Annotated in this window: 23 protein-coding genes and 1 rRNA gene; 6 read left to right on the plus strand and 18 right to left on the minus strand. The window is 71.4% G+C overall.

The features are described 5' to 3' along the window. Nucleotides 1-88 precede the first annotated feature (88 nt). A complete protein-coding gene (locus DEJ21_RS08090; RefSeq protein ID WP_111224267.1) occupies nt 89-1102 on the plus strand; it encodes an LLM class flavin-dependent oxidoreductase in 1014 nt (337 codons plus the stop codon). A gap of 503 nt (nt 1103-1605) precedes the next feature. Here DEJ21_RS08090 and DEJ21_RS08095 read toward each other — a convergent pair. Beyond that, the gene (locus DEJ21_RS08095) at nt 1606-4086 is read right to left on the minus strand and encodes a glycoside hydrolase family 3 C-terminal domain-containing protein (RefSeq protein WP_111224268.1); all 2481 of its coding nucleotides are present in this window, start codon (nt 4084-4086) and stop codon (nt 1606-1608) included. Between the two features lie 176 nt (nt 4087-4262). Here DEJ21_RS08095 and DEJ21_RS08100 point away from each other — a divergent pair, with 176 nt between their 5' ends. Continuing rightward, nucleotides 4263-4853 carry a TetR/AcrR family transcriptional regulator gene (locus DEJ21_RS08100; protein WP_111224269.1) on the plus strand — a complete coding sequence of 197 codons (591 nt, stop codon included), beginning with the start codon at nt 4263-4265 and terminating at the stop codon, nt 4851-4853. A gap of 113 nt (nt 4854-4966) precedes the next feature. Further along, entirely contained in the window at nt 4967-5830 is an 864-nt protein-coding gene (locus DEJ21_RS08105) for an NAD(P)-dependent oxidoreductase (RefSeq protein WP_071245140.1), read from the plus strand. Between the two features lie 3 nt (nt 5831-5833). On the opposite strand, the gene DEJ21_RS08110 is transcribed toward DEJ21_RS08105, so the two are convergent. Together DEJ21_RS08110 and DEJ21_RS08115 are read right to left on the minus strand one after the other, a co-directional pair. Next, a complete protein-coding gene (locus tag DEJ21_RS08110; RefSeq protein ID WP_258374950.1) occupies nt 5834-7438 on the minus strand; it encodes a methyltransferase in 1605 nt (534 codons plus the stop codon). Beyond that, nucleotides 7435-7800 (minus strand): helix-turn-helix transcriptional regulator, encoded by a 366-nt coding sequence (locus tag DEJ21_RS08115; RefSeq protein WP_111224270.1) that lies wholly within the window; start codon nt 7798-7800, stop codon nt 7435-7437. The genes DEJ21_RS08110 and DEJ21_RS08115 overlap by 4 nt, the downstream gene beginning before the upstream one ends. Before the next feature lie 103 nt (nt 7801-7903). On the opposite strand from DEJ21_RS08115, the gene DEJ21_RS08120 reads away from it, so the two are divergent. After that, nucleotides 7904-9157 (plus strand): MFS transporter, encoded by a 1254-nt coding sequence (locus tag DEJ21_RS08120; RefSeq protein WP_071405874.1) that lies wholly within the window; start codon nt 7904-7906, stop codon nt 9155-9157. A gap of 41 nt (nt 9158-9198) precedes the next feature. Here DEJ21_RS08120 and DEJ21_RS08125 read toward each other — a convergent pair whose 3' ends face one another. Both DEJ21_RS08125 and DEJ21_RS08130 read right to left on the minus strand, forming a co-directional pair. Further along, nucleotides 9199-9648 (minus strand): TIGR02611 family protein, encoded by a 450-nt coding sequence (locus tag DEJ21_RS08125; protein ID WP_111224271.1) that lies wholly within the window; start codon nt 9646-9648, stop codon nt 9199-9201. 130 nt (nt 9649-9778) lie between these two features. Continuing rightward, entirely contained in the window at nt 9779-10111 is a 333-nt protein-coding gene (locus tag DEJ21_RS08130) for a TraR/DksA C4-type zinc finger protein (protein ID WP_111224272.1), read from the minus strand. A 50-nt stretch (nt 10112-10161) separates the two neighbouring features. Here DEJ21_RS08130 and DEJ21_RS08135 point away from each other — a divergent pair, with 50 nt between their 5' ends. Beyond that, a complete protein-coding gene (locus tag DEJ21_RS08135; RefSeq protein WP_111224273.1) occupies nt 10162-11199 on the plus strand; it encodes an LLM class flavin-dependent oxidoreductase in 1038 nt (345 codons plus the stop codon). A 9-nt stretch (nt 11200-11208) separates the two neighbouring features. Here the strand turns inward: DEJ21_RS08135 and DEJ21_RS08140 are convergent, their stop codons facing one another. Further along, nucleotides 11209-11667 carry an ASCH domain-containing protein gene (locus DEJ21_RS08140; protein WP_220036563.1) on the minus strand — a complete coding sequence of 153 codons (459 nt, stop codon included), beginning with the start codon at nt 11665-11667 and terminating at the stop codon, nt 11209-11211. A 124-nt stretch (nt 11668-11791) separates the two neighbouring features. Here DEJ21_RS08140 and DEJ21_RS08145 point away from each other — a divergent pair, with 124 nt between their 5' ends. Further along, on the plus strand, nt 11792-12238 hold the full coding sequence (locus tag DEJ21_RS08145; protein WP_111224275.1) for a DUF2510 domain-containing protein: 447 nt from the start codon (nt 11792-11794) through the stop codon (nt 12236-12238). A gap of 160 nt (nt 12239-12398) precedes the next feature. Here the strand turns inward: DEJ21_RS08145 and DEJ21_RS08150 are convergent, their stop codons facing one another. The 12 genes from DEJ21_RS08150 to rrf form a co-directional block, all read right to left on the minus strand. Next, nucleotides 12399-13379: a site-specific tyrosine recombinase XerD gene (locus tag DEJ21_RS08150; RefSeq protein ID WP_111224276.1), complete on the minus strand. Its 981-nt coding sequence runs from the start codon at nt 13377-13379 to the stop codon at nt 12399-12401. Nucleotides 13380-13417: 38 nt separating this feature from the next. Beyond that, the gene (locus tag DEJ21_RS08155; RefSeq protein WP_111224277.1) at nt 13418-14017 is read right to left on the minus strand and encodes a DUF1349 domain-containing protein; all 600 of its coding nucleotides are present in this window, start codon (nt 14015-14017) and stop codon (nt 13418-13420) included. Continuing rightward, nucleotides 14014-14589 carry an NUDIX hydrolase gene (locus DEJ21_RS08160; RefSeq protein WP_071245128.1) on the minus strand — a complete coding sequence of 192 codons (576 nt, stop codon included), beginning with the start codon at nt 14587-14589 and terminating at the stop codon, nt 14014-14016. Before DEJ21_RS08160 ends, DEJ21_RS08155 begins: the two co-directional genes overlap by 4 nt. A gap of 179 nt (nt 14590-14768) precedes the next feature. Further along, a complete protein-coding gene (locus DEJ21_RS08165) occupies nt 14769-16484 on the minus strand; it encodes a CTP synthase (RefSeq protein WP_111224278.1) in 1716 nt (571 codons plus the stop codon). A 126-nt stretch (nt 16485-16610) separates the two neighbouring features. After that, entirely contained in the window at nt 16611-18305 is a 1695-nt protein-coding gene (gene recN / locus DEJ21_RS08170) for a DNA repair protein RecN (protein WP_111047474.1), read from the minus strand. Between the two features lie 90 nt (nt 18306-18395). Then, a complete protein-coding gene (locus tag DEJ21_RS08175; protein WP_111224279.1) occupies nt 18396-19319 on the minus strand; it encodes an NAD kinase in 924 nt (307 codons plus the stop codon). After that, on the minus strand, nt 19316-20149 hold the full coding sequence (locus DEJ21_RS08180; RefSeq protein WP_111224280.1) for a TlyA family RNA methyltransferase: 834 nt from the start codon (nt 20147-20149) through the stop codon (nt 19316-19318). The genes DEJ21_RS08175 and DEJ21_RS08180 overlap by 4 nt, the downstream gene beginning before the upstream one ends. Further along, entirely contained in the window at nt 20142-20309 is a 168-nt protein-coding gene (locus tag DEJ21_RS18190) for a hypothetical protein (RefSeq protein WP_164941184.1), read from the minus strand. Before DEJ21_RS18190 ends, DEJ21_RS08180 begins: the two co-directional genes overlap by 8 nt. Before the next feature lie 10 nt (nt 20310-20319). Further along, a complete protein-coding gene (locus DEJ21_RS08185; RefSeq protein ID WP_258374959.1) occupies nt 20320-21291 on the minus strand; it encodes an HAD-IIA family hydrolase in 972 nt (323 codons plus the stop codon). 31 nt (nt 21292-21322) lie between these two features. After that, nucleotides 21323-22174 carry a hypothetical protein gene (locus DEJ21_RS18195; protein WP_111224281.1) on the minus strand — a complete coding sequence of 284 codons (852 nt, stop codon included), beginning with the start codon at nt 22172-22174 and terminating at the stop codon, nt 21323-21325. Continuing rightward, complete coding sequence (locus tag DEJ21_RS18200) at nt 22165-23499, minus strand: hypothetical protein (RefSeq protein ID WP_181435823.1); 1335 nt, start codon at nt 23497-23499, stop codon at nt 22165-22167. Before DEJ21_RS18200 ends, DEJ21_RS18195 begins: the two co-directional genes overlap by 10 nt. Nucleotides 23500-23515: 16 nt before the next feature. Beyond that, nucleotides 23516-23632 (minus strand): 5S ribosomal RNA (gene rrf, locus DEJ21_RS08200). Nucleotides 23633-23776 lie beyond the last annotated feature (144 nt).

Consider the following 23776-nt stretch of genomic DNA (forward strand, 5'->3'; position numbering starts at 1 on the left):
GGAGGCCCGTGGCGGCGCCGCCACGGGCCTCCCGTCCGCCCCGCCGCCGACTCAGGCGCGTTTCGATACGTGCGCATAGACTCGCGACATGCGCGAACTCGGCTTCCTCTCCTTCGTCCCGAACCACGGCGGCACCGACGGCGCCGCCGCCGCCCTGGAGGACGGCCTGCGCCTGTTCGAGACCGCTGAGTCGCTCGGCTACGGGACGGGCTGGGTGCGCGGACGGCACTTCGAGCCGTACCTGACGAGCCCGATGACCTTCTTCGCGGCCGCCGCGCAGCGCACCAGCACCATCGCGTTCGGCACCGCCGTGCTCGGTATGCGCTACGAGGACCCGGTGCGCCTGGCCGAGGACGCCAGCACGGTCGACCTGCTCAGCGGTGGCCGGGTGCAGCTCGGCATCAGCACGGGCATCGCCGGGTACGGCCCGATCCTCGACCCGGTGTTCGGCACGGTCGACCGCAGCTTCCGCGACGAGGCCGAGGCCCGCGCCGCACGGCTGCTCGAGGTGCTGCAGGGCGAGCCCCTCGGCAGCGCCGGCAAGGGCTACGAGAGCATCCCCGCCGGGGCCGACCTGACCCTGCAGCCGCTCAGCCCGGGCCTGCGCGACCGCGTGTGGTGGGGCGGCGGCAGCATGGGCACGGCGGTCCGCACGGCCGAGAAGGGACTCCTGCTGCACTGCTCGACCCTGAACACCGAGGACACCGGCGCCCCGTTCGCCCAGGCGCAGGCCGACCAGATCGCCGCCTACCGCGAGCGGTTCGCCGAGCTGCACCCGCAGCGCGAGTCCAAGGTCGCCGTGGGCCGGATCGTGGTGCCACTCCTCGACGACCACGACCGCGAGGTGCACGAGGAGTTCCTGACCGGGTACGCCTCCGGGATGGACGACGAGGGTCGACCGCTCTCGGGCACCCCGCCGTTCCGGTTCAGCAAGGTCGTGTCCGGCGAACCGGCGGCCATCGTCGACGCCCTGCTCGCCGACCCGGCGGTCACCGCCACCGACGAACTGGTCATCACCCTGCCGGCGAACGGCGACCGTGCGGCGCACGAGCGGATCCTGCGCATCGTGGCCGAGGAGATCGCCCCGGCGCTGCGGGCCTGAGAACCGGTGCCGCGGGCCGGCGCCGCGGGCCCGACCACCTGCGGTCCCGCCGCCGCACCACCACCGAGAGTCAAGGGCATCCGGCAGGGCTCTGATCGAGTTGGTGAGGCCCGAGAGCCCGGCCGGATGACCATCTCGTCCCTGATCCGCACGAGATGGTGCACCCATCGTTCCACCTACCGAGCGGTTTGTCACACCGTTCCGCGCACCGAGGACGTATGAAGTTGACCAAGTGTCACCCGTTTTTCCGAACCGGGACGAAGTGCGGCAACCGGTTCACCGGGGCGCATCAGGGCCGGAACGACGAATGCGTCCCCGCGCGGACGCGGGGACGCATTCTGGGACGCACCGGGGAGGCCAGGGCAACAACGGCCGGATCAGGAGACCGAGTCGCTCACCCAGCGACCCCGTAGTCGGTGCGTGCGCGGACGGTAACCAGCCGACTCGCGCACATAGATGCTACTGAACGGAGTTGCGAGCTGCGCGGAAACCGGACGACTTCGTCACTCCAGTTCGAGGGACGTGGTTCCGGCTTCGTCGACGACCGAGGCGCCGACGTGCAGCGTGAAGGTCCCCGACTCGTACTGCCACGAGCCGTCCCAGTGGGCGAAGGCACGCGCCGGGACCTCGATCGAGACCTCCGTCGACTCCCCCGCGCCGAGCCGGACCGGCGCGAACCCGACGAGCCAGCGCACCGGACGGTCGACGGTCGACTCGCCACGCGAGGCGTACACCTGCACGACGTGCTTGCCGGCCCGGTCGCCCGTGTTCGCGACCGTCGCCGTGACGATGACGGCGTCTCCCTCGCGCACGGTCGGGGTCGCGGAGACGCCATCGATCGACCACGTGGTGTAGCCGAGGCCGTGCCCGAACGGGTACGCCGGCTCCGTGCCGGCCCGCAGCCAGGCCCGGTAGCCGACGTGGACGCCCTCGTCGTAGGCGACCTTCCCGTCGACCGGGGTGACGTCGAGCACCGGGACGTCGGCCATCGCGACCGGCCACGTGGTGGGCAGGCGTCCGCCGGGCTCCTGCGCCCCCGTCAGCACGTCGGCCAGGGCGTTGCCGTACTCCTGCCCGCCGAACCAGGTCAGCAGCACCGCGGCGACGTCGTTCCGCCACGGCATCTCGACCGGCGACCCGGCGTTCACGACGACGACCGTGTTCGGGTTCGCCGCGGCGACCGCCCGCACCAGGTCGTCCTGGTGGCCGGGCAGTGCCAGCGAGGACCGGTCGTAGCCCTCGGACTCGACCTTGGAGTTCGTCCCGACCACGACGACGGCGACGTCCGCACCACGGGCGGCGTCCACCGCGGCCTCGATGAGCACGGCGGGGTCGTCGTCCGACGGCTCGGTGCCGAACTGGTACGCCAGCACCCCGCCGAGCGTCTCGTCCTGCACGATGTCGTACTCGATGCGGATCGCGACCTGCTGGCCCGCGGTCACCGACACCGGCACCGACCGCGCCGGCGGGTTGAGGAACGCGGCACCGAGCTGGTCGCCCTCGAACGGCACGTCCTCGTCGAGCAGCAGTTCGCCGTCGATCCACATGCGTGACCGTCCGGCCGCGCCGATGCCGAACCGCACGGTCCCGGTCGACTCGGCCGTGTAGGTGGTGGTGATGTCGAGCCGGTCGGCTTCACGCGTCGGGGCGTCGCCGCCGAACCAGAACAGTGCCGTCGCGCGGCGGTCCTCGACGAACAGCTCCTCGCCGTCCTTGACGAAGGCGACCCGGGCGCCGGGCTCCCCGGTGCCGGGGTTCGTGATGGTGGACAGCGGGAACTCCGCGATGCCCTCCTGCACGACGGCGCCGATCGCGTAGTCCACGCTCGCGCCGGGGAACGCCGAACGGATGCCATCCAGCGGTGAAACGACCTGCGACGGCACGACCGTGGCCGAGCCGCCGCCCTGCGTGCGGGCCTGGTCGGCATTGTGCCCGATCACCGCGATGCGCGACACGGCGGGGGCGTCGAGCGGCAGGACACCGGTGTTGCGGACCAGGACGGTGCCCTCGGCCTCGGCCTCGCGGACGAACGCGATGCCGTCCTCGACGTGCACGGGCGACGCGGCGACGGGCTCGAAGCTCTCGAGCGCGCCGACACGGGCGGCCAGGCTCAGGATCCGGCGGACCTTGCGGTCGATCGCCGCCATCGGCACCTCGCCGGACTGCACGGCGGTGAGCAGCGGGCCCTCACTCCACCACGGGTTCGGCCCGGGCATCGCGACGTCCTGCGACGCCTTCGCCGAGTCCACCGAACGCACTCCGGTCCAGTCGGACACGACGATGCCGTCGAAGCCCCACTCCGAGTTGAGCGGGGTCTCGAGCAGGTCGTTCTCCGACGCCGTCACGCCGTTGATCGCGTTGTACGACGACATGATCGCCCAGGCGTGCGCCTCGGTCACGGCCTTCTCGAACGCCAGCAGGTACAGCTCGCGCAGCGCACGGTCCGACACCTCGGTCGACGCGGTGAAGCGGTCGGTCTCGTAGTCGTTCGCGATGTAGTGCTTCGGGGTGGCGGCGACACCGTTCTCCTGCACGCCGTCGACGTACGACGCGGCCAGGTCACCGGTGAGCACCGGGTCCTCGCTGAAGGCCTCGAAGTGCCGGCCACCGAGCGGGGACCGGTGCAGGTTGATGGTCGGGCCGAGCACGACGTCGACGCCCTTGCGGCGGGCCTCCACCGCGGCGGCGGCGCCGTAGCGCTTCGCGATCGCGCGGTCCCACGAGGCACTCAGCGCGGTCGCCGACGGCAGGTTCAGGGATGGGTCACGCTCGTCCCAGACCTCGCCGCGCACGCCCGACGGTCCGTCGGACATCAGGATCCGGCGCAGCCCGATCTTCTCGATGGGCCAGGTGGTCCAGAAGTCACGTCCGGTGAGCAGCTGCACCTTCTCGTCGGTGGTCAGCTGGCCGAGGAGCGCATCGATGCGCTCGGTCAGCGGCGTCGACGGACTGGAGGCGGTGCTCGCGTCGTTCACGGTGGTCACGGTGGTCGGTCCTCTCGTTCAGGGCCGCGGGGCGCCGCCTGGACGGCCGGGGCCTCGTCGCCCACACCCACCATCCACCGGGTTCGCCGCCCGCGCTGGCAGCTCCTGCACCGTACCACCGAAAACCAACCGTTGCTTGGTTTTCTCGGGTCTCCTGCGGGCGGTACAGTCTGGCCATGGCACGACGGGGTTCGTACGCAAAGGGCATCGCGAAGCGCGAGGAGATCCTCACGGTCGCGCTGGACCTCGTGGCGTCGCAGGGCTTCCGGCGGACGAGCATCAAGGACATCGCCGACGCCGTGGAGCTGACCCAGGCCGGCCTGCTGCACTACTTCGACTCCAAGGACGAGCTCTGGGTCGAGATCCTCCGCCGGCGCGACGAGCTCGACCTCGCGCACGACTGGCAGGCCGCGGACCCGGCGGCCCTGCTCGCGGCGATCGTGCGGCACAACGCCGAGGTCCCGGGCCTGGTACAGATGTTCGTCAACCTGTCCGCCGCCGCTGCCACCGACGCCGAGCACCCGGCGCACGAGTACTTCCGCGAGCGCTACGAACGCAGCCGTCGCGTGCTGTCCGCCGACTTCCGCACCATGCAGCAGGACGGCCGCTTGCGCACCGACATCGACCCCGACGAGCTCACCAGCGTCCTGCTCGCGGTGTCCGACGGCATGCAGATCCAGTGGCTCTTCGACCCCGCCCGCGACATGGCCGAGCACGTCGAACTCGTCGCCCGCCTCGCGATCGCCCAGGTCGCCCCCACCGCCTGACAGCCCCCTCCCCGGCAGTGGGGTACGGACAGGGCCTGGTCGCGTCAGGTGCTGCGGGGCAGGATGGTCGGTGCCCGCCAGGGTGTGTTCCGACGACGATGTGGAGTGACGCGATGACGCGTGTAGTGGTGACCGGTGGCAGCGGCAAGCTCGGACGAGCGGTGGTGCGTGACCTCGATGCGCACGGGTACGACGTGGTCCTGCTCGACCGTGTCCCCTCCCCCGACAAGCCCGAGCGTGTCCCGTTCGTGCGGATCGACCTGACCGACCACGGCCAGGTCCTGAACGCCCTGCTCGGCATCGACGACCGGTACGACCACGTGGACGCCGTCGTGCACCTCGCGGCGGTGCCGGCCCCGGGGCAGGTCCCCGACGTGGCCCTCATCACGAACAACGTGACCTCGTCGATCAACGTCTTCCACGCCGCACGTGCCGCGAAGATCAAGAACGTCGTGTGGGCGTCGAGCGAGACCCTGCTCGGCATCCCGATGGGCGAGCACCACCCGCCCTACCTGCCGGTCGACGAGGAGTTCGCGGTCCGCCCGCAGTCGTCGTACTCGCTCGGCAAGGCGGTCGAGGAGGAGATGGCCCGCCACTTCACCCGCTGGGACCCGGAACTGAAGATGATCGGCCTGCGCTTCTCGAACGTGATGGACGAGACCGACTACCCGGCGTTCCCGTGGGACGCCACTCCCGAGGCGAAGACGTTCAACCTGTGGTCGTACATCGACTCCCGCGACGGGGCCCAGGCCGTCCGCCGGGCACTCGAGGCCGACCTCACCGGGTTCGAGGCGTTCGTCATCGCGAGCCCCGACACGGTGATGGACACCCCGACGATCGAGCTCGTCGAACGCTTCGTGCCGGACATCGAGCGCCGCGCGGACATCGACGGCGTCAGCTCGCTGCTGTCGTCGGAGAAGGCCCGCGAACTCCTCGGCTACACGCCCGAGCACAGCTGGCGCGACCACCGCGCCTGAACATCAGGCGGCGGGGACGAGGAGCCCGTCGAGCACCAGGTCGCGCGCCGCCGGCAGCAGGTCGGCGGCGAGCGCCTGCTCGTCCACGCCGGTGATCTGCGCGAGCGCGCCGATGATCGCCGCGACGGACAGGTCACCGTCGCACGCGCCCACGAACGCCGCGAGTGCGGTGTCCGCGTCCGCCCGGCGCCCGAGCCCGCCGCCCTGCACCAGGGTCATCACGGTGGGGTCGTCGTTGCCCGGCCAGTAGTACCGCTCCTCGGTGACGTCACCGGCCACCGACAGGTGGGCGGCGGCGAGCGCGACATCGTCGTGCGCGGCGAGCCAGGCGGCTGCGTCGAGGACGCGGGCGACCGTCGCGCCGAGGCCCGCGGGGTTGGAGCCGAGCGTCTCGGGGACCCGCTCGAACCGGCGGAGGCCGGACGGGCCTCCAGGCAGGGGTCGACGCACCACGACGTAGCCGAAGCCGACGCCGGTGACGCGCCGGTCCGCGAAGTCGTCGAGCCAGGCGCCCATCAGGGTGTCGAACTCGGCCGTGCCGGGCTTCGTCCCGCCGTCGCGGATCCAGGTCTCCGCGTAGGACGTCGGGTCCTGCCGCTCGCGCTCGATCACCCAAACGTCGAGGTCGGTGTCCGCGAACCAGGCGCGCACGCGGTCCAGGCCGTCGACGCCCCAGTGGTACTCCCAGTTGCCGAGGAGCTGGGCGGTCCCGCCGGGCTCCAGGTGGTCGGACAGGCCGCGGAGCACCGTCTCGACCAGGGCGTCGCCGACCATGCCGCCGTCGCGGTACTCGTAGGACGGGACGCCTTCGCGACGAGGCGTGATGACGAAGGGCGGGTTCGAGACGATCCGGTCGAAGCGCTCCCCCGCGACCGGCTCGAACAGTGAGCCGAACCGGAAGTCGATGCCGTCGATGCCGTTCAGCTGGGCGTTGAACCGGGCGATGTCGAGGGCCCGGCGCGAGATGTCGGTGGCGACCACGTGATCGGCGAACCGCCGTGCGTGCATGGCCTGGATGCCGCACCCGGTGCCGAGGTCGAGCACCCGTTCGACCGGCACGGGCACCTGCAGGCCGCTCAGCGTGGTGGTGGCGCCGCCGATGCCGAGCACGTGTTCCTCGCTGATCGCGTGCCCGAGGGCGAGCTCGCCGAGGTCGGAGACGACCCACCAGCTGCCGGCGCCGAGGTCGTCCACAAAGGCGTAGGGGCGCAGGTCGACGGTGGGGTGGACCAGGTCGTCGGCGCCGTCGCAGTCGCCTTCGCCTTCGCCGTCGCTGCGCAGCAGGCCCGCGGCGGTGACGGCGTCGAGCCCGGCGGTCGGGAACGCCACTTCGGCCTCGGACCGCGTCACCGGCAAGCCGAGCACGAACAGTGTCGCCAGGGTGCCGAGCGGCGTGGTCTCGCGGGCGGCGAGCGCACGGAGCGCGGCGACCCGCGAACCGCGGTGCAGCGATGCGGCAGCCTCGGTACCCCACAGGGAGTCGAGCCGGTCGACGGTGAAGCCGGCGGCCGTCAGGTCCGCGGCGAGCGCCGTGGCGACGGCGGGGTCCGCGACGATCGACGGGAGCGTGTGCACTGTGTCCACGCCGGCGGTTGCACCGTCGCTCACGAGGCGATCCCCTCGCGCAGCAGGACCGCGGGGACCTGCCAGTCGAGCACCAGGTCCAGGAGCCCGGGGAACCGCTGCTGCACGTCCTCGACGCGGACGCGGCTGACTCGGGTCAGGCCCTCCAGGTGCTGCTCGAGCAGACCGGCCTCGCGCAGGACCCGGAAGTGGTGGGTCAACGTGGACTTCGGCCGGTCGATGCCGACCCAGCCGCAGCTGCGCTCACCCCCGGCCGCGTCGACCAGGTAGCGGTGCAGGATCGCGAGCCGGATCGGATCGCTCAGGGCGTCCATCACGACCGGGAGGTCCATCTCGGCCACGGACGGCTGCGGCAGCCGTTCAGGAGCATCGACGTGCGCGGGCATGGACGGGACGCTACCACCGTTCGGCTTGCTGTACGACTTGCGTCGTACTGTTCGAGTGCGGTACGAATGCAGTCGTACTGCACGGAGATGGAAAGGGGTGCGCATGCACCAGTCAGCTCGTTCGGTCGCCGGGTTCTGGATCCTGGCGGCGATGCTCCTGGTCTCGGTCGCGTCGTCGGCCGTGCCGTCGCCGATCTACCCGGTCTACGCAGCCGAGTGGCACCTCACCCCGCTCATGCTCACCGGGGTCTTCGCCATCTACGTCGCCGGCCTGCTCGCGAGCCTGCTCGTCGCTGGTCGCCTGTCCGACCACGTCGGCCGCAAGCCCGTGCTCGTCGTCGGCGGCCTGGGCGTCGCACTGTCACTCGGCCTGTTCGCCATGGCGGACGGGGTCGTCGCGCTCATCGTCGACCGGATCGTGCAGGGTGTCTCGGTCGGGCTGCTCATCGGGGCCCTCGGTGCAGCCCTCATCGACAACTCCCTCGAACGCCACCCGACCATGGCCGGCGTGCTGAACGGCGTCATCCCGCCGATCGCACTCGCCACCGGCGCGATGTCGAGCGGCGCGCTGGTGCAGTGGGGTCCGGCACCGGAGCAGCTCGTCTACCTGCTGTTCGGCGCGCTCCTCGTGCTGCTGGTGCTCGCACTGTTCGTCGTCCCCGAGCAGGTGCAGCGTCGTCCCGGCGCTCTTCGCTCCCTGCGTCCGACGATCAGCGTGCCGCGGTCCTCACGCCGGCTGTTCCGCGGCGTCGCCGGCTCGCTCGTCGCCAGCTGGGCCCTCGGCGGCATGTTCCTGTCGCTCGTGCCCTCGGCGCTCGGCGCGGTGTTCGGGATCACGAACCACTTCGCCGCCGGTGCGCTCATCGCCGTGGTCACCGGAGTCGGCGCGCTGACCGGCCTGGCGATCCAGCGGATGGACACCCGTCGCGCGGTCCTGCTCGGACTCGTGGCCCTCGTGCTCGGCCCGATCGTCACCGTGTCGTTCGTGTTCGCGCACTCCCTGCCGGGCATGGTCGTCGGCAGCGCCATCGCCGGTGTCGGCTTCGGCGCCGGATTCCAGGCACCGCTGCGGATGCTGCTCGCCACCGCTGCCCCGACCCACCGCGCCGGGCTGCTCTCCACGATCTACGTCGTCAGCTACCTGGCGTTCGGGGTGCCCTCGGTCATCGGAGGCCTGCTCGAGCCCTCGGTCGGGCTCGTCCCGGTCATCGCCGGGTACGGCGGCTTCATCGTGCTCGCCGCGGTCGTCGCCCTCGTGCTGCAGCTGTCGTCGAAAGACGCCGCCGAGGTCGAGGAGCGCGCAGCCGAGGTCATCGAGCGCACCGCGACCGGCTCGATCCGGGTCGCGGCCGAGTAGCGACCCGTCCGCCTGGCGCGACGCGCTCGCACGGTGCGGCGCTAGTGGCCCGGTCGCGCCGAGTTCGTCCCGCGAGCGCGCGCACGCACCCCGACGGTCCGCGCCGCACCGGTGTGCGCAGCGTCGACGTCGGCCTTGCCCCGGTCCGCAGCATCGCGCAGACGCTTCGGCCCGTGCCGCTTGGCCCAGTCCCAGAAGCGGTGCAGCTGCGCCTTGAGCCACGTGATGATCTTGTGGAAGAAGTGGAACTCGCTCGCCAGCACCGTGAGGCCGATGAACACCACGAGCCACCCCGGGCCCGGCAGCGGCACCAGGATCAGCCCGATGATGACGACCAGCCCGCCCACCAGACCGACCAGCACCTTGTAGAGCAGGTGCACGTGCGGCCGCGCGTGGATCCAGGTGCGCAGGCGGTGGAACCACTGGAAGCGCTGGCGTGGCGCGCCGTCGGCCCGGGCTTCGCCGGATCGGTCGTTCGGGTCGCCGTCCATGCCGAAAACGTAGGGCGCGCGGCTGGGAATCAGCGGCGCACGGGGTGGACGCGGGGTGCGCATGCCGGGAGGCGCGTGGCGGTGACAGACCGCGCCTCCAGGCCGTCAGGCGGCACCGGCCGCCTGCCCCTCACGCGTGCGCGACGCACGTCGCCGCCCACGGGACGGCGGCCAGCCGGGCCTCCGGGATCGGCTCACCACCGACCGCGCAGCGCCCGTAGGTGCCGCCGTCGAGTCGTGCGAGCGCTGCGTCCACCTGACGGACTCGTAGCTGCGCGCCGTCGCGGACCGCGCCGAGCGAGCCGCGCTCCCAGGCCAGGGTCGCGCCCTCCGGATCGTGCTCGTCGTCGGAGTTGGCGTCCTGCCGGGCGTCACTGACGTCACGCATGCTCCGCTCGACCTCGAGCAGCAGCCGTTCGTTGCGGGCGCGTTCGGCCTCGAGTGCGGGGCGGGGGTCCTCCATCCCGGCCACGGTAGTCGCGGCGGAATGACCCCGCCTCCGGATGCGTTCGCATGGACATGACGAAGATCGGGTTCCTGTCGTTCGGACACTGGCGTGACGTGCCGGGGTCGAAGGTGCGCAGCGGGCGGGAGGCCCTGGTGCAGGCGATCGACCTCGCGGTCGCAGCCGAGGAAGCCGGCGTCGACGGCGCCTACTTCCGCGTCCACCACTTCGCGCCGCAGCAGGCCGCACCGTTCCCGCTGCTCTCCGCCATCGCCGCGAAGACCAGCCGGATCGAGATCGGGACCGGCGTCATCGACATGCGCTACGAGAACCCGCTCTACATGGCGGAAGAGGCCGCGGCCACCGACCTGATCTCCGGCGGGCGACTGCAGCTCGGCGTCTCGCGGGGATCACCCGAGACCGCCCTGGCCGGCTACCAGCAGTTCGGGTACGTGCCCGACGCCTCCGACGAGAACGGTGGCGACATGGCCCGTGCGCACACGAACGTGTTCCGCCGCGCGATCGCCGGCGAGCCGATGGCCAACGCCAACCCGCAGATGACCGGTTCGGTCGGGTCCCTGCCGATCTCCCCGCTGTCCGACTCGCTCGGCGACCGGATCTGGTGGGGCGCCGGCACCCGTGCCACCGCCGAGTGGACCGCTGAGCAGGGCATGAACCTGATGTCCTCGACCCTGCTGACGGAGGACACCGGTGTGCCCTTCGACCAGCTGCAGGCCGAGCAGATCGAGCGCTTCCGCCGGGTGTGGTCCGAGTCGGGCTGGGACCGCGAACCGCGCGTCGCGGTCTCGCGCAGCATCATCCCGATCATCGACGACGAGTCCCGCCACTACTTCGGCGTGCGCGCGCAGGTCGAGGGGCAGGACCAGGTCGGGCACCTCGACGGCGGGCTGGCCCGGTTCGGCCGGTCCTACATCGGTGAGCCCGAGCAGCTCGTCGCAGAACTCGCGGCCGACCAGGCCGTCCGTGCTGCCGACACCGTGCTCGTCACCGTGCCGAACCAGTTGGGTGTGGACTTCAACGCGCGACTGCTCGCCGCAGTGAAGGACGTCTTCACCGAGGTCGACGCGGCACCGGTCCCCGCCTGACCGAAGGCCTCAGCTGCTCGGCCAGAGCAGCCGGAAGCGCTCGCACACCACGGGCATGTCCGGCGCGAACCCCCGCGGGTTCTCCGAGTGTGCGCGCCAGAACGCCTCGTGCACGGTCCGCCAGTGTTCGAGCGTCCGGTCGCCTTCCCCCTCGGCCCAGGCGTGGTCCGCGTCGACCTGGTCGAACGGAACCACCCGGACCGCCGTCGTCTCGATGACGGCACGGGGCGCACCCGAGCCGTCGGTCACGATGCTCACCTCGTCGGTCGCGGGCAGCGGATCGCCGGTCGCCTCGTAGTCCCAGAGCGACGACGCCGTGCCGACCTTGACCCCGTCGAGCACGAGCTGCAGGAGCGCATCCGCCTGCTCCGGGGTCGCGCCGAAGGACCACGCCTCCGGCACGGCCTCCGGAAGGCTCGGACGCTCGCTGCGTCGCGCGGTCCAGAAGTCGTCGAGCGTCGAGGGCACGCCCCGACCGTAGTGCACCGGTCCGGTCCCCCCTTGTGCTGACACCCGGCTGGGGACTGGGGCGAGGCCGACCGCGCTCCTAGGCTCGGGAGCGTCGATCCACCCCGCACCTCGAGGAGCAACCGTGACGCTGCCGGCCGCAGGCTGGTTCCCGGACCCGCAGGACGCCCGTCGTCTGCGCTGGTGGGACGGTCGCACCTGGGGCGCAGCCACGCGGGTCCCCGCGGCTGCTGCTGACCCGGTCACGCCGATCGTCGTCGCGCCGGTGGGGCCGTCGTTCTCGGTGCAGACCGCGGCGATCCGGACGGACGCGTGGGCATCGGGCACCGCCGGCGACCGTCGGCTCTGCGTGTTCACGGTGCTCGCGGTGCTGCTCGCCGTGGTCTCGGTCGTCGCGAACCCCTGGGGCCTGGCGGGACTGCTCGCCGTGGCGTGCGGCGTCATCGGCATCGTCCGTCCCTGGGCAGTCGGTGCCTGGGCGGTCCTGGCGCGGAGCGCTTCGGCGAGCGCCCTCGTCGTCGCGGTGACGACGACCGCCATCGCCGCGTCGGCCCAGTTCCACCTGTTCTGAGGGCGGGGGGACCGCCTACCGCCGCGTTCCACGGCACTTCGTGAGCAGAAATGGTCGGCTGCAACGGCGCGACCCGACCATTTCTGCTCACGACACGCGCCCGTCGCGCACCCGCAGGGCCCCGCGCACCCGCACAGCCCGCACGGCCCGCGCAGGCCGCCTACCGCCGCGCCCGCGGGTGTGCCGTCTGGTACACGTCCCGCAGCATGTCCGCCGTGACCATCGTGTAGATCTGCGTCGTGGCGACACTCGCGTGCCCGAGCAACTCCTGCACCACGCGCACATCAGCACCGCCCTCGAGCAGGTGCGTCGCGAACGAGTGCCGGAACGTGTGCGGTGATACGTGCGCCTCCAGGTCGGCGGCAGCAGCGGCGGCCTGGATCACGAGCCAGGCACTCTGCCGCGACAACCGCGCTCCACGGGCACCGAGGAACAGTGCCGGCGTCGACGGCCCTCGTGCCGCGAACACCGGCCGTGCCCGCACCAGGTACGCGTCGATCGCTGCACGGGCGAAGCTGCCGAGCGGCACGATGCGCTGCTTGTTGCCCTTGCCCGTGACCTTCACGACCGAGAGCTCACCGTCGGCGTCCGACAGCGTCGTCACGTCGTCCACCGACAGCCCCACCGCCTCGGAGATCCGCGCACCGGTGGCGTAGAGCAGCTCGAGCAGGGCCTTGTCCCGCAGCTGGACGGGGTCGTCGGCGTCGACGGACACCGCCCCGAGCAGCCGTTCCATGTCTTCGACGGGGATCGCCTTCGGCAGCCGCATCGGGGCCTTCGGCGGGCGGACGGCGGTGCCAGGGTCGAGCGGCAACCAGCCCTCCCCCGCGGCGAAGGCGGTGAACGACCGGACCGAGCTGAGCATCCGCGCGATCGACCGCGGTGCGAGCGGGCCTTCCGGTCGGGTGGCCAGGTGCGTCACGAACCCCGAGACGTCCGCCCGTGCCAACCGTGCCACGTCCAGCAGCACCGAGGATCCCCCGGCCCGGTCCGCACCGTCCGACTCGACGACCGGAGCGGCCGCCAACCACGACGTGAACACGGCGAGGTCCCGCCGGTACGCCGACAACGTGTGCTGCGAGAGTCCCCGCTCGATCGCGACGTGCCGCAGGTACGTCTCCGCGGCGCGGTCGAGGGGCATCACCTCAGCAGGCTAACCGGCGCGGGGCCACCCACCCGTCAGTGCAACGCCTCGTCCGGCGCGCCCACACGGAACCCGGTGAACGTCACGGTCAGCCCGGCCCGCGTCGGCCCGGCGCACAGCAGCCCCGCGGACACGACGGCGTCCGGGTCCAGGTACGCGACCCGGACGAGGCGGGGTTCCTCACCCTCGGCCCACGCCCGGATCGTCACGGCGTCGCCATCGCGGCTCGCGCGGACGGTCACCACCCGGCCCGCCCACTCCGGCACGGGCGACACCGACCAGTCCGAGAAGCCACGCGTCACGACGGCGCCGAGCTGCGGCGCTCCGTCCGAGAACTCCACACCGGCCTTGATCCAGGTCTGTTCGTCGACGCGCAGGAACACCCCGGCCTGGTCGAACTGCTCGGTGTAGTCGAGCACGAACGACGCCTCGACCGAGAACGGCCCGTCCGTCGGCTGCAGCAGCGCGTGCTCGGAGTCGTGCACGAACCCGTACGAGGTGGTCCGCCAGGCGTCACTGCCCTCGACCGCGGTGACGCGGAACACGTCGCCGTCGAACCCGGCGACCTCCGGCTCGTGCGTCCAGGTGCCGGAGGTGACCAGGTCGCGCAGACCGTCGGCCGCGGACCCGCTCACTTGCCGCGCTGTTCGATGGCCTCGACGGCGAGCGTCGCGACGACGAGGGCCGAGTTGTTGAGCCGACCGCCCAGGATCCCCTCGAGCAGCTCCGCCCGCGGGACCCAGCGCGTCACGATGTCGGCCTCTTCCGCCTCGCGCTCGAACGCAGACTCGGTCGACCGGACACCGCGCGCCCGGTAGATCTGGATGAACTCGTCGCTGCCGCCCGAGGACGTGTTGTAGCGGACCAGGGGCTCCCACGTGTCGGCCTCGAGGTCGGCCTCCTCGCCCAGCTCGCGCTTCGCAGCAGTCAGGTGGTCCTCGCCCTCCATGTCGAGCAGGCCGGCGGGCAGCTCCCAGTCGCGCAGCCGCACCGGGTGCCGGTACTGCTGGATGACCAGGACGCGGCCCTCGTCGTCCTCGGCGTACACGGCGACGGCGCCCGTGTGGTCGATGTACTCGCGGACCATCGAGTCGCCGTTGTACGCGACGGTGTCGCGGCGCACGTCCCAGACGGCGCCCTCGTACACGACGGTGGATTCGGTGACCTCGAAGGAGGCGGACTCGTCAGCGATCGGTGCGTCTGTCACGGCTCCATCCAAGCACGCGTGCGCCGGGCGCCCCCGTCGGAACCAGGTTCCGGACACAGCACCGCGTCGTTCCGCGGTTCCGTGTCCGGAACCAGGTGCCGTGGACGCGACCCCGTGACGGACGGGAGGCGCGGTGCCAGCTGGCACCGCGCCTCCCGTCCGATCGTGGAGACCGGCGCTTACGCGACCTGCTCCTCGGTCTGCGGGTCGAACAGGCTGGACGCCTCGTGGCGCTCGATCGCGGCCGCGACGAGCCCCGCGAACAGCGGGTGCGCATCGGTCGGACGCGAGCGGAGCTCCGGGTGCGCCTGGGTGGCGATGTAGAACGGGTGCACGTCGCGCGGGAGCTCGACGTACTCCACCAGCGTCCCGTCGGGCGACGTGCCCGAGAAGACGAGGCCGGCGTCCGCGATCTGCTCGCGGTACTTGTTGTTCACCTCGTAGCGGTGGCGGTGGCGCTCGGAGGCCTCGGGCGCTCCGTACAGCTCCGCCGCCAGCGACCCTTCGGTGAACGACGCCGGGTACAGGCCCAGGCGCATCGTGCCGCCCAGGTCGCCACCGGCGATGATGTCGACCTGCTCCGCCATCGTCGCGATGACCGGGGTCGAGGTCTCCGGGTCGAACTCGGTGCTCGACGCGTCGGTCAGACCGACCTCGTGGCGGGCGTACTCGATGACCATGCACTGCAGGCCGAGGCACAGGCCGAGCGTCGGGATGCCCTGCTCACGCGCGAACTTCAGCGCGCCGAGCTTGCCCTCGATGCCGCGCACGCCGAACCCACCGGGGATGCAGATGCCGTCGACGTCGCCGAGATGCTTCGCCGCACCCTCGGGGGTGGTGCAGTCGTCGGACACGACCCACTTCAGCGTCACCTTGGCGTCGTGCGCGAAGCCGCCGGCGCGGAGCGCCTCGGTGACCGACAGGTAGGCGTCCGGCAGGTCGATGTACTTGCCGACCAGGGCGATCGTGACGGCCTTCTTCGGCTCGTGCACGGCCTTCAGCACCGGGGTCCACGCGGTCCAGTCGACCGGACCGGCGTCGAGCTTGAGCGCGTCGACGATGACCTGGTCGAGGCCCTGGTTGTTCAGCAGCGTCGGCAGGTCGTAGATCGAGGGGACGTCCACGGCGTTCACCACGGCGTCCTCGTCCACGTCGCACATCAGCGCGATCTTGCGCTTGTTCGACTCCGACACCGGACGGTCGCTGCGCAGCACCAGCGCGTCGGGCTGGATGCCGATCGAGCGGAGCGCGGCGACGGAGTGCTGCGTCGGCTTGGTCTTCTGCTCACCCGAGGCGTTCATGAACGGCACCAGCGAGACGTGCACGAAGAACACGTTGTTGCGGCCGAGCTCGTGCCGGACCTGACGGGCGGACTCGATGAACGGCTGCGACTCGATGTCGCCGACGGTGCCACCGACCTCGGTGATGATGACGTCGGGCTGCGGGTCGTTCTGCGCCTGCTCGCGCATCCGGCGCTTGATCTCGTCGGTGATGTGCGGGATGACCTGCACCGTGTCGCCGAGGTACTCGCCGCGACGCTCCTTGGCGATCACCGTCGAGTACACCTGACCGGTCGTGACGTTCGCGGCCTGCGACAGGTTGATGTCGAGGAAGCGCTCGTAGTGCCCGATGTCGAGGTCCGTCTCCGCACCGTCGTCGGTCACGAAGACCTCGCCGTGCTGGAACGGGTTCATGGTGCCCGGGTCCACGTTGAGGTACGGGTCGAGCTTCTGCATGACGACCTTGAGGCCGCGAGCCGTGAGCAGGTTGCCGAGGCTGGCCGCCGTCAGGCCCTTGCCGAGAGACGAGACGACCCCGCCGGTCACGAAGATCTGCTTCGTCACCTTCGGGGTCGAGTTCGAAGAATTGGTACCGCCGCTGAGAGTGTCCGCCACGGGATTCCATCGTACGTCAGAACTGCCGGGAGGCGCGACCTCGGTTCGCCGTGGGCGTTGCGCGGGTGGATGGCCGGGTCCTCGGGCCGTGGCCGGGTCGGCGGGCGGCACCCGCCTGCTTGGTCGTCAGGCTCGCTGGCCGGCCACGTCGAGCAGCTCACGGGCGTGCTCGATGCCGCTGGCGCTGTCGCCGAGTCCGGAGAGCAGCCGTGCCATCTCCTGCAGCCGGTCCTCGCCCTCGAGCCGGCGCACGCTCGACGAGGTCACGGCACCGCTGGCGTCCTTCACGACGTTGAGGTGGTTGTTCGCGAAGGCCGCGACCTGGGCCAGGTGCGTGACGACGATGACCTGCGTCCGCTCGGCGAGCTTCGCCAGCCGCCGGCCGATCTCGATCGCCGCCGCGCCACCGACACCCGCGTCGACCTCGTCGAAGACGAACGTCGGCACCGTGGTGCTGCCGGCCATGACGACCTCGATCGCGAGCATCACGCGCGACAGCTCACCGCCGGACGCCCCCTTGCCGATCGGCCGGGGGTCGGTGCCCGAGTGCGGCTGGAGCAGGATCGTCACCTGGTCACGGCCGTGGCGGCGGTACTCGCCGGCGTCGGTGACCTCGACCACCAGGGTCGCACCACCCATCGCGAGGGTCTTCAGCTCAGCGGTCACGCGCTTCGCCAGGTCGGTCGCCGCCTTGGTGCGCGCCGTCGTGAGCGCGGCGGCGGCGGACTCGAGCGCCTGCTCGTCCTGCTCGACCGACTGCTGTAACGCCGCGATCCGGTCGTCGTCGCCGTCGAGCTCGAGCAGCCGGTCGCTCGCACGCTGTCCGTAGGCGATGACGTCGTCCACCGTCTCGCCGTACTTGCGGGTGAGGCCGGCCAGCAGGGCACGGCGTTCGTTGATGAGTTCGAGGTCGTGCCCGGCCTCGGGTTCCAGGGAACCGAGGTAGCTCGAGATGCTCGCCGAGGCCTCGGCCGCCTGGATCCCGAGCTCCGTGAGCTGCTCGAGCACCGGCTGCAGGGCACTGTCCGACGACGCGACGCGCTCCACGGCACGGCGTGCGGACTCGACCAGGCCGACGACGTCGGAGACGCCGTCGAGGGACTCGCTGGACAACGCCTCGTGTGCCAGGGCCGCGGACAACCGGAGCTCCTCGAGGTTGCCCAACCGTTCGGCGCGCTCGGCCAGCTCGACGTCCTCGCCGGGCTGCGGGTCGGCGGCCTCGATCTCGTCGGAGGCCGCGCGGATCCGCTCGGCCTCGGCCACCCGGTCGTCCCGGTCGCGGACCAGGACCTCGAGGTCACCGGCGTGCTGCTGCCAGGCGTCGTACGCGGCGACGTACCGGGCGAGGGCCTTCTCGAGCGAGGCTCCCCCGAACCCGTCGAGGGCAGCCCGCTGCGCCGTGGCCGAGGTCAGGCGGATCTGGTCCGACTGCCCGTGCACGGTGACGAGCTGGTCTGCGAGCTCGCCGAGCACCGCCACGGGCGCACTCCGACCGCCCACCGTGGCACGGCTGCGCCCCTCGGCGGAGACCGTGCGGGTGAGGATGAGTTCGCCGTCCTCGACGGTGCCGCCGGCGTCCTCGACACGTTCGGCGACGGCGTCCTGCTCGGGGACGTGCCAGCGGCCTTCGACGACGGCGCTCGACGCACCGCGGCGCACCGAGCCGGCATCGGCCCGCGCACCGAGCAGCAGCCCGAGCGCGGTGACGATCATGGTCTTGCCCGCGCCGGTTTCCCCGGTGACGACGGTGAAGCCCGGCCCGAGTTCGAGCGTGGTCTCACCGATGACACCGAGGTCGCGGATCGCGATCTCCTCGATCATCGGTCGTCCTCCGTCGTTCGCTGCGCCACGGCCGACCGGGCGGAAGCGATGCTGCGCCCATCCACGCCGATCATCGGGTGTCCTCCGCGCTCATCGGTCGTCCTCGTCGCTCTGGGGGCCGCGCCACCCGGCGACGGGCAGCTGGAACTTCGCGACCAGGCGGTCGGTGAACGGAGCGTCCTTGAGGCGGGCGACCCGCACCGGGTCGGGCGAACGCCGGACCTCGACACGGGCGCCCGGGGGCAGGTCGTGGGTCCGTCGGCCGTCGCACCACAGGACGCCGACGCCGCTCGTGCGCCGCAGGACCTCGATCGCGAGCGTGCAGTCCGGCCCGACGACGATCGGTCGGGCGAACAGGGCGTGGGCGCTCAGCGGCACCATGAGCAGCGCGTCGACGTCCGGCCACACGATGGGGCCACCGCCGGAGAACGAGTACGCCGTGGAGCCGGTCGGGGTCGACACGACCACGCCGTCGCAGCCGAACGACGACAGCGGGCGGCCATCGACCTCGGTCACGACCTCGAGCATCCGCTCCCGCGAGGCCTTCTCGATCGTGGCCTCGTTCAGCGCCCAGCTCGAGTAGACGATCTGGTTGCCGACGACCACGTCGACCTGCAGGGTGACGCGTTCCTCGACGTTGTACTCGACGGACAGCGCGCGCTCGACCGTCTCGGACAGGCCGTCACGCTCGCTCTCGGCCAGGAACCCGACGTGCCCGAGGTTCACCCCGATCAGTGGAGCGCCGGTGTTCCGCACGAGTTCGGCCGCGCGGAGGATCGTGCCGTCGCCACCGAGCACGATGACGATCTCGAGCTGGTTCGGCTGGACGTCGACGCCGAGGATGTCGACCTTGCCGACCGACGCCTCGGCACGACGGATGTCGGCGTACTCGTCGAAGGGCATGACGGGCGTGAGACCGGCTGCGTGCAGGAGGTCGCAGACCTCGACCGCAGCGTCGATCGAGTCACGGCGACCCGTGTGGGACACGAGCAGGATGTGCCGTTCGTCACTCATGAAGACCCTTCCGTGAGTTCGGTCGCCCGGACTCTCCATTCTGTCGGATTGCCCCCGACACCGCGCTGGAAGCGGGCCAGGTACTCGTGGTTGCCGTGTGTCCCGACGATCGGGGACGCGGCGAGCCCACTGGTGCCGAGCCCCAGGTCCCACGCCGCCCACAGCACGTTCATGAGCGCGTCGTTCCGGAGCCCGGCGTCGTGCACGATGCCCTCGCGGACACCGCCACGACCCACTTCGAACTGGGGCTTCACCAGGAGCACGAACTCGTCCGCGGGGACGGCTTCGGCCAGCGCCGGCAGCACGAGTCGGAGCGAGATGAAGGACAGGTCCCCCACCACCAGGCTCGTCTCGCCGGCGGCGCCGTCGAGCGCCAGGTAGTCGGCGCGCGTGAGGTTCCGCGCGTTCGTCCCCTCGACCACGGCGACGCGTTCGTCGAGCGCGATGGTCGGGTGCAGCTGTCCGTGCCCCACGTCGAGCGCGATGACACGGCGGGCGCCGCGTGCGAGCAGCACCTGGGTGAACCCACCGGTGCTCGCGCCCACGTCGAGCACGACCCGACCGGAAGGGTCGACGTCGAATGCGTCGAGCGCACCGACGAGCTTCCGGGCCGCCCGCGAGACCCACTCGTCCGCGGCGTCGACCTCGATGTCCGCGTCGGATGCGATCGGCGTCGACGGCTTCAGGACGGCACGGCCACCCACGAGCACCCGGCCGTCCTGGATCAGCTTGCTGGCGACGGTGCGCGACCGTGCGAGCCCGCGTGCAGCGAGGAGGGCGTCGAGGCGGACCGGGGTCGCGTCGTGCACGGCTCCGTCCGGCTCAGGCACTCGCGGAGCCGCCGCTCTCGAGCCGCGTCCGCAGCTCGTCGTGCAGGGCGGAGAAGGCGTCGGCGCGTTCGGCGAGCGGCAGGGCCTCGGCCTCGGCGGTGCGCGCGGCGAAGGCGTCCTGCTGCTCGGGTTCGGCGGACGGCTGCTCGGGGTTCGGCACGTCCGACACGCTACTCGCCGCCGTACAGCTGCGGGTCCACGTCGAGGCCGTAGATGGCCAACCCGGACTCCCAGATGAGCGTCGAGCCAGCACGGAGCCGATCGATGTCCGTCCCGGCGTCGAGCACCCGGACGACGTGCCCGCGCATCGCCACCGTCGAGGTACCGACGGTCACGTACCGGGTGCCGTCCTCGTCCTCGCGCCGCACCGTCTCCGGGTACGGCTGGGACAGCCCCCGGAGGTCTTCGAGCACGTAGGTGGGACGCGAGCGCTGGTCGGCCGCGAGCACCTGCTTCGCCTTGTCGATGCCGGTGAGCACGAGCACGCTCGGGATCCCGACGTCGTTCGCACCCTTGATGTCGGTGTCCAACCGGTCCCCGATGAACAGGGTCCGACCGCCGCCGAAGCGCTCGACCGCCGTGTCGAAGATCGGCCGCTCGGGCTTGCCGGCGACCACGGGCATCCGGCCGACCGCCTGGTGCACGGCGGACACGAGCGTGCCGTTGCCGGGCGCGATGCCCCGCTCGACCGGGATCGACCAGTCCATGTTCGTGGCCACCCACGGCACGTCCGGGTCGGCCAGGGCGAACGAGGCCTCGGCCAGTTCCTTCCAACCGAGGTCCGGCGAGAAGCCCTGGATCACCGCGGCCGGGGAGTCCTCGGCACTCGAGGTGACCGTGAACCCGGCTTCCTCGACGATGCTGGACAGCCCGAGCCCGCCGGTGACCAGGACGGTGGCTCCGGCCGGCACCAGGGTCGCGAGCAGCTGGACGCCGGCCTGCGACGAGGTGACGACATCACCCTCGGACACCTCGAGCCCGTAGCGCTCGAGGTGCTCAGCGACGTCGATCGGCCGGCGCGACGCGTTGTTCGTGATGTAGCCGACCCGCGCCGTGAGCGATGCCCGGGTCAGGGCCTCGACCGCGTGCGGGATGGCGTTGCGGCCACGGTAGACGACGCCGTCGAGGTCGGTGAGGACCACGTCGACGCCGTCGGTCAGGGCCGCCGAGTGCTCAGTCGGCTGCGGAGCCGTCGACGTCGCGGGGGTTGTCGTCGTCGATCTCGCCGGGCTCGTCGGCTGCCGAGGTGTCGTCGTCGAGGTCGTCGAGGGCGGGTTCGTCATCGAGGTCGTCGTCGACGTCGCCGGCGGATTCGTCGTCGCCGTCGAGTTCATCGGTCGCGACGTCGTCGGCTCCGAGGTCATCGGCGTCGTCGTCTCCGGCGTCTCCGTGTTCTTCGACTTCGAGCGTTTCCTCGACCACATCAACTGTCTCCCAAGCGTTGTCGTCCGCGATTTCGGCGAGGGCCGCTGCCGCGCGGTCCACACGGGCCCACCACTCGTCGGCCTCGTCCTGTCGACCGAGCTCCTCGAGCGTGGCCGCGTAAGCACTGTAGAGCGCCGGGGACCACGTGTAGGCGGTGGACGGGTCGAGCTGTGGAATCTCCAGCTCGCCGAGGGCGGCTGTGGGATTCCCGAGGTCGAGACGAGCGCCGGACATGGCGATCGCGAGCTCGACCTGCACCGGGGTCTCGAGGGCCGAGCGCTCGACCGAACGACCGAGCTCGAGTGCCCGCTCCGGACGGCCCAGGCCACGCTCGCAGTCCACCATCATCGGGAGCTGGTCGTTGCGACCGGAGATCCGACGGTAGGTGCGGAGCTCCCGGAGCGCGGTGGCGAAGTCGCCGAGGCGGTAGGCCGTGATCGCGGCCGTCTCGCGGACGACACCGACACGACCGGCACGACGAGCAGCGCTCAGGGCGTGCTGGTTGGCCGTCTCGGGGTCGTCGTCGACGAAGAGCGCAGCGGCCACGAGGTGACGGGCAACCCAGTCGGCGTTGTCCTTGCTGAGGGTCTTCAGCTCCATCCGGGCGGCGGGGTCGAGGTCGCGCGCCTGGATCTCCTCGGGGATCTCCGGGTCGTCGTGGCGCGGACGGATCGACTTCGTGCCGTAGGGGTCGCGGTCTTCCCAGTCGTCGCGCGCGGCCTCGCCGAAACGGGCGCCGGCGTGACGACTGCCGTCACCGAAACGACGACGGTCCTCACCGCCGTCGCGAGCCGGGCGGTCCGACGAACCGCCCCGGAACGGGCGGTCGGACGAACCACCACGGGCCGGACGATCGGAGGATCCACCGCGGTACGGGCGGTCCCCGTCACGAGCGGGCCGATCGGAGCCACCACGGTACGGACGGTCCCCGTCACGAGCGGGCCGATCCGAACCACCACGGTACGGACGGTCGCCATCTCGGGCGGGACGGTCCGAACCACGACGGTACGGACGGTCCCCGTCACGAGCGGGACTATCCGAACCACCACGGTACGAACGGTCGCCGTCACGCCGCGGCCGGTCCGACGATCCGCCCCGGTACGGGCGGTCGCCGTCACGAGCGGGACGGTCCGAGGAGCCGCCACGGTACGGACGATCGCCATCACGAGCCGGACGGTCCGAACCGCCGCGGTACGGGCGATCGCCATCACGGCGGGGACGATCCGAACCGCCCTGGAACGGGCGGTCACCGTCACGACGCGGACGGTCAGAGCTCCCGCCACGGAACGGACGATCCCCGTCACGAGCCGGGCGGTCCGAGCCACCACGGAACGGACGATCGCCGTCGCGCCGCGGACGATCGGCACCGCGCGGACCATCGCCGCGCGGAGGCCGGCCGGAGTCACCACGGTCGCCCTGCCACGACGGCCGGTCGTTCCGGTCGCCCGATCGGAACGGACGATCGCCGTCCCGACGCGGAGCGCTGTCCCGTCGAGGCGCGCCGTCACGGAAGGGACGGTCTCCACCCTGCGGACGATCACGACGGTCGCCTTCACGGCGCTCGAACTCACGAGGACCGGACGACCAACGACCATCGCTCTGGCCGTCCCGACGCGGAGCGCCGTCGCGACGGGGGAACCGGTCGCCGTCCCGTCGGGGTCGATCTCCGCGGTCCGGGTCGTTCCGCCGCTGATCGTCGTCGTTCGCCACCGTTGCTCCTCATCGCGTGCCCGGTGCAGTGCCTCGGGCGTTCGTCCGCTGTGTCGTTGTGTTGGGTGCCGCGTCAGGTACCCGACGTCGGCTTCCAGTCCATCACGAACCGGAGCCGGCGTCGAGTGAACGGCGGCAGAAACAGAAATGGCCACCGGCCCCGACCGAGAACGAGGGTTTCCCCTGCGAATTCTCGATGGAGGGCCGATGGCCACATCTTTCATACGTTAAGTCCGGCGGCGTCCTACTCTCCCACAAGGTCCCCCTTGCAGTACCATCGGCGCTGAGAGGCTTAGCTTCCGGGTTCGAAATGTGACCGGGCGTTTCCCTCTCGCTATGACCACCGGAACACTCTCGACCAGATCATACATTGGTCTCAAAGCTGTTCCAGCTGCTGCTCTCGGTGAAGAGGGCAGAGCGGTGTATTCAGTTTCGATTCCCGATCGTCTGTCGGGAACCACAAAGTGGACGCGAGCCCGTGCAACAAGTGCA

The sequence above is a fragment of the Curtobacterium sp. MCSS17_006 genome (assembly GCF_003234215.1).
GTDB classification, from domain to species: Bacteria; Actinomycetota; Actinomycetes; order Actinomycetales; family Microbacteriaceae; genus Curtobacterium; species Curtobacterium flaccumfaciens.